Below are 14,794 nucleotides of genomic sequence, written 5' to 3'. Positions count from 1 at the left end.
ACCTACGAAAGATGGGCGCTATGACCGCTCGCACCCCCGCCGCCCCCAGATTTGGGGTCGAGGAGGAGTTTCTGCTGCTCGACCAGACAAGCGGGCTGCCGCGCGACGGTGCGGTAGAACTGATTCGCGCGATACCCGAGCTCAGATGCGAACACGAGTTCTTTTATTCACAGGTCGAAACAGCGACATCGGTGTGCGAGACCGCGGCGACGGCGCTCGAAGAGCTTGGCGAGTTTCGGCGCCGGGCCTCCGCAGCCGCGGCGGGCCAGGGCCTTGTGCTCGCGGGCTCGGGGCTGCCGCCCGTCGGCGGCAGCCAGCCGGGCCGCGTCGTCGAGAAGCAGCGCTACCTCGACATCGGCCGCACCATGCGCGGCATGGTGACGCGGTACTACTCGACCGGCACACACGTGCACGTTGAAGTGCCCTCGCGTGACGCCGGCGTCGAGGTGTTCGCCCGTATTGCGCAGTGGTCGCCGGTGCTCGTGGCGCTCACGGCGAACTCGCCGGTCTGGCTCGGCGGCGACACAGGCTACGCCAGTTGGCGCTACCTGTCGATCCAGCAGTGGCCCAGCTCGGGGTACCCGCCCAACTTTGCGAACGCCCACGAGTACGACACGGTCGTGCACGACCTTGTGCGGGCGGGCGCGTTGCTCGACCCGGCGCTCGTCAACTGGTCGATCCGGCTCTCAGATAAATACCCGACGATCGAGCTGCGCACCGCAGACTCGCAGCTCACGAGCGCCGACGCGGTCGCGTTCGCGCTGATCGTGCGGGCGCTCGTGGCTCGTGCGCTACGCGAGCGCGATGCGGGTGAACCGTTCGAGCGCGTGCAGCCCGACGTGCTGCGCGGCGCGCACTGGATCGCCGCGCGCAACGGGCTCGGGGCCGACCTCGTGCATCCGTCGCTGGGGGAGCCGCGGCCAGCGTTCGACGTCGTCACGGCGCTCATGGACTACGTTTCAGGCGAACTCGATGACGCGGGTGACCTCGCGATCGTCGAACGGTACCTCGAGCGGCTGCGCGCGGCGGGTGGGGCGGCGCAGCGGCAGCTCGAGGCCTGGCGCAACGGAGGAGCCGCGGGCCTGCTGCACCTCTACCGCGCAGCGCACGAAATCTCCGCGTAGTCCCCACGCGCGTCCCAGCTCGGCTACGCTCGTGTGCAAGGCTGCGACGAAGGAGCACGAGATGAGCGACTGGCGAGCGCTAAAGGCGGGCGAGAATGTGCGCGATCGACGTGCGCTGCTTGAGCGAGCGCACGAAGCGTTCATTGCTGATGGAGCCGCCGATCCCGAGCTGTTCGAGCGGTTCGCCCAGTTGCGTCCGATCGTGCTCGCCTCCTGGCTCAGGTCACACGAAAATACGATTGATCCGGATCATGCCCCGGCCCGCGCGCAGCTCACGCCGCAGGCCCTCATCGACCTGCGCGCCACTCACCCGATCGGGCGGGTGCTGCCGGTTGTCGAACGACTGCTTGTGCAGGAGGCGCAGGATTCGGGCTTCATCGTGGCCGTAGGTGACGCCGCCGGGAGACTCTTGTGGATCGATGGCGAGCATCGCATGCGCTCGCGCGCTGAAGACATGGGTTTTGCGGCGGGGGTCGACTGGTCAGAGGCGGCCGTGGGCACGAGCGCGCCGGGCAGCGCGATCGCGCTGAACCACGCGATTCAGGTTATGGGGGCCGAACACTACGCACGCGCCGTGCACGAGTGGAGCTGCACGGCCGCCCCCGTGCACGACCCCGAGAGCGGGTCGATTCTCGGCGTGATCGATGTCACCGGCGGCGATGGGGCAGCATCGCCGCACCTGATGCCGCTCGTAGAGGCGACGGTCGCGGCCGTGCATGCCGAGTTGAAACTGGAGTCACTGCGCGCGCTCATCGAACGCGAGCGGCAACCCGTCAAGCGACGGCCGGTCGCGCGCCCACGCTCAGCGACGGCGCCGCGCAAACTCCCGCCGCGCCTCGTGACGCTGGGGCGAGAGCAAGCAATTCTCGAGTTTGCGGGCGCGCCGCATCAGATCGGCGGGCGGCACGGTGAAATACTCCTCGCCCTTGCAGCGGCGCCCAGGGGACGCAGCGCCGCTTTGTTGGCGGGTGATGTCTATGGTGATGACCGGCAAGAACAGACCCTGCGCGCCGAGCTCGTGCGTCTGCGTAAGTGGCTCTCCGCCCAAGACCTGCCGCTCAGGCTTGAATCGCGGCCATACCGGCTCGCGGGGGAGCTGCGGGTCGACGCCCTCGAGGCGCTCGAAGCGCTCGAGCGGGGCGCCCACAGGCTCGCGCTTGCCGCCTACGAGGGGCCTGTTTTGCCGGGCTCTGACGCCCCCGTCGCGAATCGGTTGCGCGAAGATGTCGACGCGACGCTGCGTGAGGCGATGCTGCAGCAAGCAGCGGCAGAGGCGCTGTTCGAGTACGCGCAAAATTGGGCGCAGCACGACATCGAAGTGTGGCAGACCCTGCTGCAGGTGCTACCGCCGCTGTCGCCGAAACGGGCGCGAGTTGTCACAAAGCTGGGTGAGCTGCAGCGCGAATAGCGGGCTCCCGCGCGTGTGTGGTGCGCGTAGACCACGCATGCAACGCGCATGCAACGTTGCGCTGCGTATGGTGTCTGCCACGGGCTCGCAACGCGCGGGCTCGCCACCGACAACGTTGTCAGAGGAGACCACCATGACTGTGTACGCTGCGCCGGGAACACCCGACTCCCTGGTGAATTTTAAGAGCCGCTACGAGCACTACATTGGGGGCCAGTGGGTGCCGCCCGTGAAAGGGCAGTACTTCGAGAACATCACTCCCGTCACGGGCAAAGCGTTCTGCGAGGTAGCGCGAGGCACATCAGAAGACATCGAAGCCGCGCTCGACGCAGCCCACGCCGCCGCGCCCGCCTGGGGCAAGACCAGTGTCGCCGAGCGCGCCAATATTTTGAACCGCATCGCAGACCGTATCGAGCAGAACCTCGAAATGATCGCCGTCGCCGAGACGTGGGATAACGGCAAGGCCGTGCGCGAGACCCTCAACGCAGACATTCCGCTCGCGGTCGACCATTTCAGGTACTTTGCGGGCGCAATTCGTGCGCAGGAGGGCGGCATTTCGCAGGTGAACGATGACCTCGTCGCCTATCACTTCCAGGAACCCCTCGGCGTCGTTGGCCAGATCATCCCCTGGAACTTCCCGATTCTGATGGCGACGTGGAAGCTCGCCCCCGCGCTTGCAGCGGGCAACGCGATCGTGTTGAAGCCTGCAGAGCAGACTCCCGCCTCAATTCTCGTACTGTTTGAACTGATCGGCGACCTGTTGCCGCCGGGAGTCGTGAACATTGTCAATGGATTTGGCGCTGAGGCCGGTAAGCCGCTCGCGTCGAACAAGCGGATCCGCAAGATCGCGTTCACCGGTGAAACCACGACCGGCCGCCTGATCATGCAGTACGCCTCAGAGAACATTATTCCCGTGACTCTGGAGCTGGGAGGCAAGAGCCCCAACATTTTCTTCGACGACGTGATGGCGAAGGACGACGCGTACTGGGACAAAGCGCAGGAGGGGTTCACTATGTTTGCCCTCAATCAGGGCGAGGTGTGCACGTGCCCGTCGCGCGCGCTCATCCAGGAGTCGGTCGCCGGCGACTTCCTTGACGCCGTGGTCGAACGCACACAGAAGATTACGCGCGGTAACCCGCTCGACACCGACACAATGATGGGGGCGCAGGCTTCGAACGACCAGTTCGAGAAGATCAAGTCGTACCTCGACATTGGTCGCCAGGAGGGGGCACAGATTCTCACGGGCGGCGGGGTCGACGACATCGGCGGCGAGTTCGCGGGCGGCTTCTATATTCAGCCCACCATTTTTCGCGGCACAAACGATATGCGCATCTTCCAGGAAGAGATCTTTGGACCCGTGGTGTCGGCGACCACCTTCACCGACTTTGACGACGCCATTCGTATCGCCAACGACACGCTCTACGGGCTCGGAGCCGGGGTGTGGAGCCGCAACGGCAACACGGCCTACCGTGCGGGCCGGGCGATCGAAGCCGGCCGAGTGTGGGTCAACAACTACCACGCCTACCCCGCACACGCGGCGTTTGGCGGGTACAAGTCCAGCGGCATCGGCCGCGAGAACCACCTGATGATGCTCGACCACTACCAGCAGACAAAAAACCTGCTCGTGAGCTACAAGGAGAGCGCCGACGGCTTCTTCTAAGCCGCACGTCTCGCACACCGAAGACCAGGCGGGCCGGTGCAGAGTGGGGGGGGGGCTCTGCACCGACCCGCCGTGTGCTCATCGAACCCGTCACTGCGCAAACGTGGAACCGGGCGTAGCATTGAGATTGGGCGGCAGCGTGGCCGCGAAGGAGATGAAGATCGTGTCTGAATCAACTGTCAATATTGAGGCTGCCAATACTGAAGAGGCCTGTGCCTTACCCGCTGCTGAGATCGTCAAATCGGCCGATATTCCGGGCTGTGTCGCCGCCCGTGCCGAGGTGCCGGGTGAGACGGTGAGCCGGCTCGCGTTTACGCCCGCGGCCATTGCGCTGATCGACAAGCTGTGGGCGATGCACGGCCCGCTCATGTTTCACCAGTCCGGCGGCTGCTGCGATGGCAGTGCGCCCATGTGTTACCAGGCCGGCGAGTTTCGCACGGGCGGCCAGGACGTGCTGCTCGGCACGCTCCAGCTCGCGCCGCTGGGCGGCCCGGGGGCGCAGGCGGGCGCGGATCCGGATCAAGCGGGGCAAGAGCCGCGCTTGATCCCGTTCTGGATGTCGGCAGAGCAGTTCGCCGTGTGGGCGCACACGCACCTGACGGTAGATGCGGTGCCGGGCCGCGGCGGCGGGTTCTCTCTCGAGGCGCCCGAGGGGCAGCGCTTTTTGATCAGGTCGCGGCTGCTGTGACGCACCGGATCAACCGCTCAGCGGGCGCCATGGGCCGCATGCGACAATAGAGCACGATGGATCCGAACAAGCTCAACCATGGCCCGGCCGCGCTACCTCCGAAGCAGGATCAGCCCCCCAAGTTGATTAAGACGCGCCCGCGCGGCTCTTCAGCGCCGCCCGAGGCACAGTCCAGGCCGCAGGTGCGCCCCAAGACCGAGGGGTGGCAGCAGCTTACCAACCCTGATGGCCGGCCGACGCTGCAGTTCGCTTCGCCGCGTGTCAAGCAGCCCGACACGCATCTCGCCGATATGACACTCGCTGAGCGTGAGGCGAAGGTCGTAGAGATGGGGCTGCCAAAGTTTCGGGCAAAGCAGCTGTCAAAGCACTACTTTGAGCACCGCACGACCGACCCGGCAGAGATGACCGACCTGCCCAAAGACCGGCGCGAGGAGCTTGCGGAAGCGTTCTTTCCGCCGCTGCTCACCGAGGTGAAGCGGCTCGTCACCGACGACGGTGACACGGTCAAGATGCTGTGGCGGCTGTTCGATGGCGCGCTCGTTGAGTCGGTGCTCATGCGCTACCCGGGCCGCATTACGCTGTGCGTGTCGAGCCAGTGCGGCTGCGGCATGAACTGCCCGTTCTGCGCGACGGGCCAGGCGGGCCTCACCCGCAACATGTCGACCGCCGAGATTCTCGACCAGGTGGTGCAGGCAAACCGCATCATCGCTGAGGGTGGGCTCGGTCGCAAGCGTCGCGCGGGTAACGGCGCCGAACCCGAGCGCGTCAACAACATCGTCTTCATGGGCATGGGCGAGCCGCTTGCGAACTACAAGCGTGTCATGAACGCCGTCAAGCGCATGGTGGCGCCGTCACCCGAGGGGCTCGGCATGTCGGCCCGCGGCATCACGGTGTCGACGGTGGGGCTTGCCCCCGCGATTCGTAAGCTCGCCGACGAAGACCTCGCGATCACGTTTGCGCTGTCGCTGCACGCGCCCGACGATAAGCTGCGCGACGACCTGATCCCAGTGAACAGTCGGTGGAAGGTCGAAGAGGTTCTCGACGCCGCGTACTACTACTACGAGAAGACCGGCCGCCGCGTCTCGATCGAGTACGCCCTCATTAAAGACATGAATGATCACGGCTGGCGCGCCGACCTGCTCGCCGACAAGCTCAATGCGCGCGGCCGCGGCTGGGTGCACGTGAACCCGATTCCGCTCAACCCCACTCCGGGGTCGATCTGGACCTCGTCGACCCGCGAGGTGACGCGCGAGTTCGTCGATCGGTTGAACGCCGCGGGCGTGCCGACTACGCTGCGCGACACCCGGGGTAAAGAGATCGACGGTGCCTGCGGGCAGCTCGTCGCGTCAGAAGAAGACAAGCGCGAGGCAAGAGAAGCCGCAGCGGCCGAGGCGGCCGCCCGAGCGTAACCGCACGCGCTTCGCGTCATCCTGTGTACGCTTCGCGTCATCCTGCGTACGCTTCGCGTCATCCTGCGTACGCTTCGCGTCATCCTGCGCGACGGAGGAGTCGCAGGATCCATTGCGCATGGATTCTGCGAGTCGCTTCGCTCCCGCAGAATGACACAGGAGGGGGCGTGAGCCTTACGGCAGGCGCACGCCGTGCAGCGCGCGGGCCAAGAGCTCGACGTCGTCCTCGGTGTTCCACAGGTGAAAGGCTACGCGGGCGTTACCGAGTCTGCCCGACGCGGTGATGCCACCTGCTCGTAGCGCAGCAAGGGCTGCGCCGTCTGGGTCACCCCACGTCACGATCGCCGAGTTCGAGGCGGGCAACCCGAGTACCGTGCGGGCCGCGTTTGCGAGCCCCACGTCGTGGCGCTGCACTTGCGCGGGATCGAGCGCCGCGATCAGCTCGAGCGACGCGAGTGTGCCGCCAATCAACGGCCAGGCGGGGGAGAGGTCGAACCGGCTCGCATTCTCGGCGAGCGGGGTGTGCCCCGCGTAGCAGGACTCCCACACGTTCTCGGCCGAGCACCAGCCCGCTGCGATGGGCACGAGGGTGTCATCGAGCCCGTCACCCACGGTCATAAACGCCGTGCCGCGCGGCGCACACAACCACTTATAAGCGTGACAGACCGTGTAGTCGAACAACGAAGCGGGCACGGGCAGCCAGCCGAGGCTCTGCGTAAGGTCGGCCAGCGTGCGCGCTCCCACGCGCGAGGCCGCGGCGAGGAGCGCGTCGTGGTCGGCCACCTCTCCGCTGGCCGACTGCACGAGCGAGAAAGCGACGAGCGCGGTGCCCGGGGTGATTGCGGCAGCCAAGTGTTGAAGCGGGGCGTAACGTACGCGCACCCCCCGGTGTCTTTGCTGCTCAAACGGATGGGTGAGCGACGCGAAGTCACCCGCGACACAGACGACCTCGGCACCGTCGGGCAGGCTCGCGGCGATCACCGACACCAGCTGCGAAGTCTGTGACCCGATCGCCACCCGTCCTGCCGCGACCCCGGCAATGCGGGCGAAGGCGTCGCGGCAGGCCGCCACCTCGACACCGATGGCCTGCGGGTCATGCGAACCCGTTGCCCACGCCTGCGTGAACTGATTCATCGCGGCGAGGGTCGCGTGTGGCGGTAGCCCTGAGGTGCAGGCCGACAGGTATCCCGGGGCATGCGCAAACTCTGGTGTGACCTGCGTGAGGGGCGTAAAACTGGTGGCGACGGTGCTCATGGTTCGAGCGTAGGCGACCCTTGAATATAATGAAACCGAATCATTCTTATTAATCGTTTCACTATCTATTATGTTTCGCGTACAATCGTGAGCATGACTTCACCCCGCAGCACCGACCCACTCGGGTCAATCGACTCCACTGAACTGCGCATCTTGCACGCGCTCGCTACGACGGGATCGCTCACCGCCGCCGCCGCGAGTCTGGGCCTGAGCCAGCCCGCCGTGAGTCAGCGCATCAAGCGCGTTGAGACCAAGCTCGGGGTGCCGCTCATTGAACGCAGCGGCCGCGGCATTAGGCTCACCACCGCGGGCAATATTTTGGCCGATCACGGCCGCACGGTCGTCGCCGAGATCGACGCCGCAATTGCCGCGATCGACGACCTGCGCGGCGAGCGGGCGGGCACGCTGCGACTCGTGGGGTTCCCCTCGGCATCGGCCACACTCGTACCCGACTTAATGCGCAGGCTCGCGGCAGAAGCACCCGACGTGGCCCTGCAGTACCGCGAGGCCGAACCGCCCGAGGCGACTTCAATGCTGCGCGACGGTGAGGTCGACTGCGCGCTGATCTTTGACTACGAGGGCGCCGCCGAGCTGCCCGCCGGGAGCGCATTTACGCCGCTGTGGCGCGAGGAAGTGCGGCTCGTCGTGTCGAAAGAGCGCGGCTGTGACCCGGCGCTAGATCGAGCAAAGCTTGAAGATTTTGCGGCCGACCACTGGATCGCGGGCTGCGAAAAGTGTCGCGGACACCTGCTCACAGCCGCGGCAGAGGCAGGGTTTGACCCCGACATTATTCAAGAGACAGACAACGTGCCGGCCATGCTGGCGATGGCCGCCGCAGGCGGGGCCGTGGCGCTCGTGCCGGGGCTCGCGCTGGCCGCGGCTAGATCGTTGCCCGATGACGCCCGCGCCCTTGAGCTCGAACCCCCGCGCCACCGCACGATCGGTCTCGTCGCAATGAACACGGCTAATGAGAGCCCGCAGGTGCGGCTTGCTAAGCGACTCTTCGCTGGCGTCGACGGCGCAAAGTGGCACTTGGAGCCGGTCGCGTGACGGCCACGCTCACGCCCACCCACATTGTGCGGCTGCAGCGCCGCACGATCGTCGTGCTCAGTGCAGCGACGATTCTGGGGGGCCTCGGCGTTGGCGCAGCCCTCTCGGTCGGATCGCTGCTGCTCGCCGAGGTGAGCGGCAACGACGCAATCTCGGGCCTCGCCTCAGCCATGTTCAGCGCGGGCACCGCGGCCGCGGGCGTGCCGCTCGCACGCGTTGCGATGCGCCACGGCCGCCGCCGGGCGCTCGTGATTGGCAGCCTGGTGGCGTTTGCGGGCGCCGTCGTGGCGATCATCGGTGCAGCGATCGGTGTGTGGCCGGTGCTCGCACTCGGCCTCGGCATGCTCGGCGTCGCGAGCGCGGTGCAATTGCTGTCGCGTTTCACCGCCACCGATCTTGCGGCGCCGCGGCGCCGCGCGCGTGACCTGTCGCTCGTCGTCTGGATGATCACCGTGGGGGCCGTGATCGGCCCCAACCTCATCGGCCCTGGCGAGGTCGTGGGCAATGCGCTCGGCGTGCCGCCCCTCGCGGGCGTCTTCGTGTTTGCCTGCGCAGCCCAGGCCCTCGCCGCGCTCGTCAACTGGCTCGGGCTGCGGCCCGATCCGCTGCTCACCGCCCGCGAGCTCACGGCCATCGAGCTCGCCGCCCAGGGCGCCAGCGAGCCCGGTGCGCCGCAGGGCAATGATCCGGATCACGGGGCGGCAAGCGCCGCCGCGCCGCATACCTCGCGAGTCACGATCCCGCACACCGCCACGCGGGGTGCGCAGGTCGCGGTGATCGTGGTGATCGCGGTGGCCCAGATTTTGATGGTGGGCCTCATGGCGATGACCCCGCTGCACCTCATGCACACGGGCGGTACCGCCGAGATCGTCGGCCTCACCCTCAGCCTGCACATCGCGGGCATGTACGCGCTGTCGCCCGTATTTGGCTACACCACGAACAAGTTCGGCCGCATGCCGACGATCGCCGCGGGTCTTGTGACCCTCGGGATTTCGGCGTGGCTCGCCTACGTGGCGGGTGACTCGCACCTCACGGTGCAGGTCTCGCTCACCCTCTTGGGTGTGGGCTGGAGCGCGGTCACGGTCGCAGGCGCCGTGCTGCTCACCGACATCACCCCAGAGCACGAGCGACCCAAATGGCAGGGGCGCGCAGACACCTCGATGAGCGCGGCGGGCGCCGCCGCGGGAGCGCTCGCGGGGGTCGCGTTTGCGATCGGCGAGTTTCCGCTCCTCGCGCTCATCGCAGGTTTGGTGCTCGTGGGCGGTGTGATCGTCTCCTTGAAGCTCTGGCGCGTGATCGTTCGATCGTGAGCGTACGGCGAATCTAGACACCCTGCGATCGCGCGCAGCCCGAACGCGCGAGCAACGACTAGACTGGACCCGATGTCTGAGACTGCTGCCCCCAAGTTTTCCACCGCGACCGGTTCTGACGTGCGCGTACGCTTCTGCCCCTCACCCACGGGTACACCACACGTGGGAATGGTGCGCACCGCCCTGTTCAACTGGGCCTACGCGCGCCACACCGGCGGCACCTTCGTGTTTCGTATCGAGGACACCGATGCAGCGCGCGACAGCGAGGAGAGCTACGCTCAGATCCTCGATTCACTGCGCTGGCTCGGCCTTACCTGGGACGAGGGCATCGACGCGGGGGGCGAGCACGGCCCCTACCGCCAGTCGCAGCGCGGCGAGATCTACCAGGGCATTATCGAACAGCTGCAGGCCGCCGGCCACCTCTACGAGAGCTACTCGACCGCCGAAGAGATCGACGCGCGCAACATCGCTGCCGGCCGCCCCAAGCAGCTCGGCTACGACAACTTTGACCGCAACCTGACTGACGAAGAGCGTGCCGCGTTTCGCGCCGAGGGGCGCCAGCCCGCACTGCGTTTTCGGGTGCCCGACATCGATCTGTCGTTCACCGACCTCGTGCGCGGCGACATCACGTTCCCGGCCGGCTCCACGATCGACTTTGTCGTCGTACGTCCCAACGGTGCACCGCTCTACACGCTCGTAAACCCGGTCGACGACGCGCTCATGGGCATCACCCACGTACTGCGCGGCGAAGACCTGCTGTCATCAACGCCCCGCCAGATCGCGCTGCACTCGGCGCTCGTCGAACTGGGCATCGAGGCGGCTATTCCGCAGTTCGGTCACCTGCCATACGTGCTGGGCGAGGGCAACAAGAAGCTGTCCAAGCGCGACCCCGAGTCGAACCTGCTGCACCACCGTGCGCGCGGGTTCATTCCCGAGGGGCTGCTCAACTACCTGTCGCTGCTGGGCTGGTCAATCGCTCCGGATCGCGATATCTTCACGAGCGCAGAGATGATCGCGGCGTTCGACGTCACCGACGTGAACCCCAACCCCGCGCGCTTCGATCAGAAGAAGGCCGATTCGATCAACGCCGACCACATTCGGTTGCTCGGTGAAGAGGATTTCGGCACGCGTATTCTGCCGTACCTCATTGCGGGTGGCTCGCTGCCCGTTGAGCCGTCGGCCGCGCAGCTCGAGACCGTGCGCCTGGCTGTTCCCCTCGTACAGAGCCGCATCACCGTGCTGTCAGAGGTCAACGACATGCTCGGCTTCCTCTTCACCCAGGCAGCTGCGCTCAGCTACCAAGACGACGCGCTGAAGTCACTCAAGGGTGACTCAACGGCAGTGCTCACCGCGGGAACCGCCGCACTCGAAGCGATCGAGGCTGCAGACTGGAACACCGAGGCGATTCAGACTGCGCTGCAGTCGGCGCTCATCGACGGGCTGGGGCTCAAACCCCGCGTGGCATTCGGGGCGCTGCGCGTCGCTGCCTCGGGACGTCGCATCTCACCGCCGCTGTTCGAGTCGTTTGAACTGCTCGGCAAAGAAGAAACCCTGGCCCGGCTGGCAAAGCTCACCGCATTCTTGGTTGAGCAGGCGGCCGCGAAAGCTGCAGACGAGGAGTAATCCATGACGGCGGGTGCGAATGACCTTCCCATTGGCGTCGCGATCATCGGTGGCGGCCCGGCTGGGCTATCGGCCGGGCTGCAGCTGGTGCGCGCCAACCGGCGCATCGCCATTCTCGACAGTAATCGCCCCCGCCACTCGGCGACCCTGCAGTCACACGGGTTTCTGACGCGAGATGGTGCATCACCGCTCGAGCTGCGCAGGCTCGGGCGCGAAGAGTTCGAGTCGTACTCGACCGCGCAGTACGCCCAAGCGATCACGCGATCAGTGGAGCGGTTGAGCGAGGGCGAGGCGCACGCCGTCGGCTTTCCAGACGGCATCGGGTTTCGGGTGCGCGGCACCGGGATCCGGGGATCGGGCGACGCCGAGTTCATTGCCCGCCGCGTACTGATCGCAGCCGGGCTCACCGAACAGCTGCCGCCGCTGCCCATGATTCGCGCTTACTATGGCACTGCGCTGCACAGCTGCGTCGAATGCGATGGCTTCGAGAAAACCGACAAGCCGCTCGTGCTGATCGGTGAAACAGCCGACCTGTTCGCGCGGGCGCTCTTGATTAGCCGCTTCAGTTCAGACCTGATCGTGTTTACCAACGGAGCAGACACGATCCGGCCCGAACAAGAGTCGCAGCTTGCCGCGATTGGGATTCGCGTCGAGCGGCGCGCTATCGACGACATCGTGGGCGAGAAAGCCGACATGACCGGTGTGCGGCTCGCCGACGGAGAAGTCATTCCTCGGGTCGGTGGATTTGTGCGCCCACGCTGGAATGCGCCCGTCGAGTTTATGGGCGACCTCGAGATTGAACGAGACGGGTGGGGACTCGTGGTGGTCGATGACCGCGGCGAGACAAGCGCGCGCGGTGTCTATGCCGTGGGCGACATCGTGCCTCCCGGCCCGCAACAGCTCATCATTGCCGCGGGGAACGGTGCGCGAGTGGCGGCCAAGCTCAATATGGACATGATCCGCGGCGCGCTCGGAGTGGGGATGATCGATGACTGACACGACGGAGCTGAGCATGGGCCGAGCTGATACTGAGGGGAACGGATACCTGACTCCGGGCGCGCGGTCGGCGCAACGTGGGTCACGCTACGCTACGATCTCAGCCATCTTCGTAGGCATTCTGCTGATCTCAAACGTGGTCGCCGTGAAGCCGATTGCGTTTGGCGAGATATCGCTGGGCAACGTGTCACTGCCTCTCGTGTTTGACGGCGGCGTCTTTTTGTTTCCGCTCGCCTATGTGCTCGGCGACGTGCTCGCTGAAGTCTACGGGCTGAAGGCGTCTCGGCGGGCGATCTTTGCGGCCTTCGGGCTCGCGCTCATTGCCTCGCTCACGATCCTGCTCGTGCAGGTCTCGCCGCCCGCGGCGGGCTGGGACAATCAAGAAGCGTTCGCTGCAGTGCTCGGGTTTGTGCCACGCATCGTCGCTGCCAGCCTCGCTGCGTTTCTCGCGGGTCAGCTCGTCAACGCCTGGGTGCTTGACCGGTTGCGGCGCCGCACCTCGGGGCGCTTTCTGCGCACCAGGCTTATCGGCTCAACCATCGCGGGGCAGCTGATCGACACGCTCTTGTTTTGTACGATCGCGTTCGCCGGCATTATCACCGGTGTCGATTTCGTCATGTATGTCGTGCTCGGCTATGTCGTCAAGGTTCTCGCCGAGGTCGTACTCTTGCCGGTAACGACGCGCGTGATCAAATTCGTGCGCGCGGCGGAGGAGCGCGAGCTCAAAGCCTGACCCGCTGGCATAGCAAAGGCCGCCGCTCCTTGGGAGCGGCGGCCTTTGGCGATCCGGCGCAGATTAGGCGCGCGCTACCTGCAGCGCACGTGCCTTCTCTGCCGCCTCGCGCGCGAACTCGACACCGTACTGGCGACCCAGAACCTCGTCGCGCAGCTCGGCAAAGGTGCCATCGATGATGCTGGCCCGGATCCGGTCGACGAGGCGCACAATGTAGCGCTCATTATGGATCGTGGCGAGGGTGGAGGCGAGCATCTCTTTCGCTTTGAAGAGGTGGTGCAGGTAGGCGGCCGTGTAGTTCTCGCACGTGTAGCAGTCGCACTCTTCGTCAAGCGGGGCGAAGCGGCGACGCTGGCCCGCGGACTTGGCGTTGATGCGTCCATTGGGGGAGTACATGCTACCGCCGCGAGCCTGACGCGACGGGGCCACACAGTCAAAGGTGTCGGCGCCCGCGGCGATGCCCGCAAACAGATCATCGGGTTCTGAGATGCCGAGCAGGTGCCGCGGCTTGTGCTCGGGCAGCTCATCGCTCACCCAGCCTGTGATGGTGCCGAGCTTGGTCTTCTCGAGGGCGCCGCCAATACCAAAACCGTCAAAAGTTTGGTGGGGCGCACGGTCGCCGGTCATGGCGGCGAGCCCGCTCGCGGCCTGGCGACGTAGATCCTCATACTGCGCTCCCTGCACGACACCGAAGAGCGCCTGGTAAGGACGGTGAGATCGCTCCGAGGTTTGGGCAGCGTGCTCATCGAGGCACCGCACTGCCCATCGTGCGGTGCGGGCTACAGAGTCTTCTTGGTATTCCCTCGTGTTGAGGAGCGTGGTGCACTCGTCGAAGGCGAAGATGATGTCGGCGCCCAGCTGGTGCTGAATCTGCATAGACACCTCGGGTGTGAAACGGTGTTTGTCGCCGTTGATAAAAGACTTGAACGTCACGCCGTCTTCGTCGACGTGCGCGAGCCGCTCTTTCGTCTTCGCGATCACGTCGGTTGTCGCGTGATCGTGCTCGGCCATGGAGATCACCTTCTTGAAACCGACACCGAGTGACATCACCTGAAACCCACCCGAATCGGTGAACGTTGGGCCACTCCAGTTCATGAACTTACCGAGCCCACCGGCCTCGTCGACAAGGTCGCTGCCTGGCTGCAAGAACAGGTGGTACGCATTAGCAAGCACAGCCTGGCCGCCGAGCTCACTCACCTTGGCGGGAAGAACCGCCTTCACCGTGGCCTTCGTTCCGACGGGAATGAAGGCTGGGGTCTGTATGTCACCGTGGGGTGTGCGGATCGTGCCGGCGCGGCCGAGTGGTTGGTCTTTGCTGCCGCGCGCACCGCCGCTTTCGAGGCGATGATCGACGGCAAAGGAGAAATCCGCGGGGGAGGGCGGCTGGGTATGGCTCGTAGTCACCCGTCCATCTAAGCAGGCGGCGCATGAAAGAACGGGCTATGTAGGTGAACAGACGGGAGCCGACACGCCCGGCGCTGGGGCTCGGGTTGCCCTGCGGGGCGGGAGTGCGTAATGTTATCTCTTGTCGCCGCAACGAAG

General features: G+C 65.9%; 12 protein-coding genes. 10 read left to right on the top strand and 2 right to left on the bottom strand.

All coding sequences use genetic code 11. The features are described 5' to 3' along the window. The first annotated feature begins 20 nt into the window (after nt 1-20). The 5 genes from ACXR2W_RS13130 (at nt 21) to rlmN (ending at nt 6,286) form a co-directional block, all read left to right on the top strand. The gene (locus ACXR2W_RS13130; RefSeq protein ID WP_458816604.1) at nt 21-1,124 is read left to right on the top strand and encodes a carboxylate-amine ligase; all 1,104 of its coding nucleotides are present in this window, start codon (nt 21-23) and stop codon (nt 1,122-1,124) included. Nucleotides 1,125-1,185: 61 nt separating this feature from the next. Beyond that, on the top strand, nt 1,186-2,532 hold the full coding sequence (locus tag ACXR2W_RS13125; RefSeq protein ID WP_458816602.1) for a transcriptional regulator: 1,347 nt from the start codon (nt 1,186-1,188) through the stop codon (nt 2,530-2,532). Nucleotides 2,533-2,665: 133 nt separating this feature from the next. After that, the gene (gene exaC / locus ACXR2W_RS13120) at nt 2,666-4,189 is read left to right on the top strand and encodes an acetaldehyde dehydrogenase ExaC (protein ID WP_458816600.1); all 1,524 of its coding nucleotides are present in this window, start codon (nt 2,666-2,668) and stop codon (nt 4,187-4,189) included. A 232-nt stretch (nt 4,190-4,421) separates the two neighbouring features. Continuing rightward, nucleotides 4,422-4,877: a DUF779 domain-containing protein gene (locus ACXR2W_RS13115; RefSeq protein ID WP_458816658.1), complete on the top strand. Its 456-nt coding sequence runs from the start codon at nt 4,422-4,424 to the stop codon at nt 4,875-4,877. Nucleotides 4,878-4,933: 56 nt separating this feature from the next. After that, nucleotides 4,934-6,286 (top strand): dual-specificity RNA methyltransferase RlmN, encoded by a 1,353-nt coding sequence (rlmN, locus tag ACXR2W_RS13110; RefSeq protein WP_458816598.1) that lies wholly within the window; start codon nt 4,934-4,936, stop codon nt 6,284-6,286. Nucleotides 6,287-6,460: 174 nt separating this feature from the next. On the opposite strand, the gene ACXR2W_RS13105 is transcribed toward rlmN, so the two are convergent. Next, on the bottom strand, nt 6,461-7,540 hold the full coding sequence (locus tag ACXR2W_RS13105; RefSeq protein ID WP_458816596.1) for an aminotransferase class V-fold PLP-dependent enzyme: 1,080 nt from the start codon (nt 7,538-7,540) through the stop codon (nt 6,461-6,463). Between the two features lie 93 nt (nt 7,541-7,633). On the opposite strand from ACXR2W_RS13105, the gene ACXR2W_RS13100 reads away from it, so the two are divergent. The 5 genes from ACXR2W_RS13100 to ACXR2W_RS13080 all read left to right on the top strand — a co-directional run bounded on the left by ACXR2W_RS13100 (nt 7,634) and on the right by ACXR2W_RS13080 (nt 13,252). Further along, entirely contained in the window at nt 7,634-8,590 is a 957-nt protein-coding gene (locus ACXR2W_RS13100; protein WP_458816594.1) for a LysR family transcriptional regulator, read from the top strand. Continuing rightward, complete coding sequence (locus ACXR2W_RS13095) at nt 8,587-9,900, top strand: MFS transporter (RefSeq protein WP_458816592.1); 1,314 nt, start codon at nt 8,587-8,589, stop codon at nt 9,898-9,900. The genes ACXR2W_RS13100 and ACXR2W_RS13095 overlap by 4 nt, the downstream gene beginning before the upstream one ends. A 72-nt stretch (nt 9,901-9,972) precedes the next feature. Further along, entirely contained in the window at nt 9,973-11,523 is a 1,551-nt protein-coding gene (gene gltX / locus ACXR2W_RS13090) for a glutamate--tRNA ligase (RefSeq protein WP_458816590.1), read from the top strand. A 3-nt stretch (nt 11,524-11,526) separates the two neighbouring features. Further along, on the top strand, nt 11,527-12,519 hold the full coding sequence (locus ACXR2W_RS13085) for an NAD(P)/FAD-dependent oxidoreductase (RefSeq protein ID WP_458816588.1): 993 nt from the start codon (nt 11,527-11,529) through the stop codon (nt 12,517-12,519). Next, nucleotides 12,512-13,252 (top strand): queuosine precursor transporter, encoded by a 741-nt coding sequence (locus ACXR2W_RS13080; protein WP_458816586.1) that lies wholly within the window; start codon nt 12,512-12,514, stop codon nt 13,250-13,252. Before ACXR2W_RS13085 ends, ACXR2W_RS13080 begins: the two co-directional genes overlap by 8 nt. A gap of 63 nt (nt 13,253-13,315) precedes the next feature. Here the strand turns inward: ACXR2W_RS13080 and tgt are convergent, their stop codons facing one another. Beyond that, nucleotides 13,316-14,656 (bottom strand): tRNA guanosine(34) transglycosylase Tgt, encoded by a 1,341-nt coding sequence (tgt, locus tag ACXR2W_RS13075; RefSeq protein WP_458816583.1) that lies wholly within the window; start codon nt 14,654-14,656, stop codon nt 13,316-13,318. Nucleotides 14,657-14,794 lie beyond the last annotated feature (138 nt).

Source organism: Leucobacter faecis, from assembly GCF_054456695.2.
Note: the sequence above shows the minus strand (reverse complement) of the source record. Positions and strands in the feature narration are given on the sequence as shown.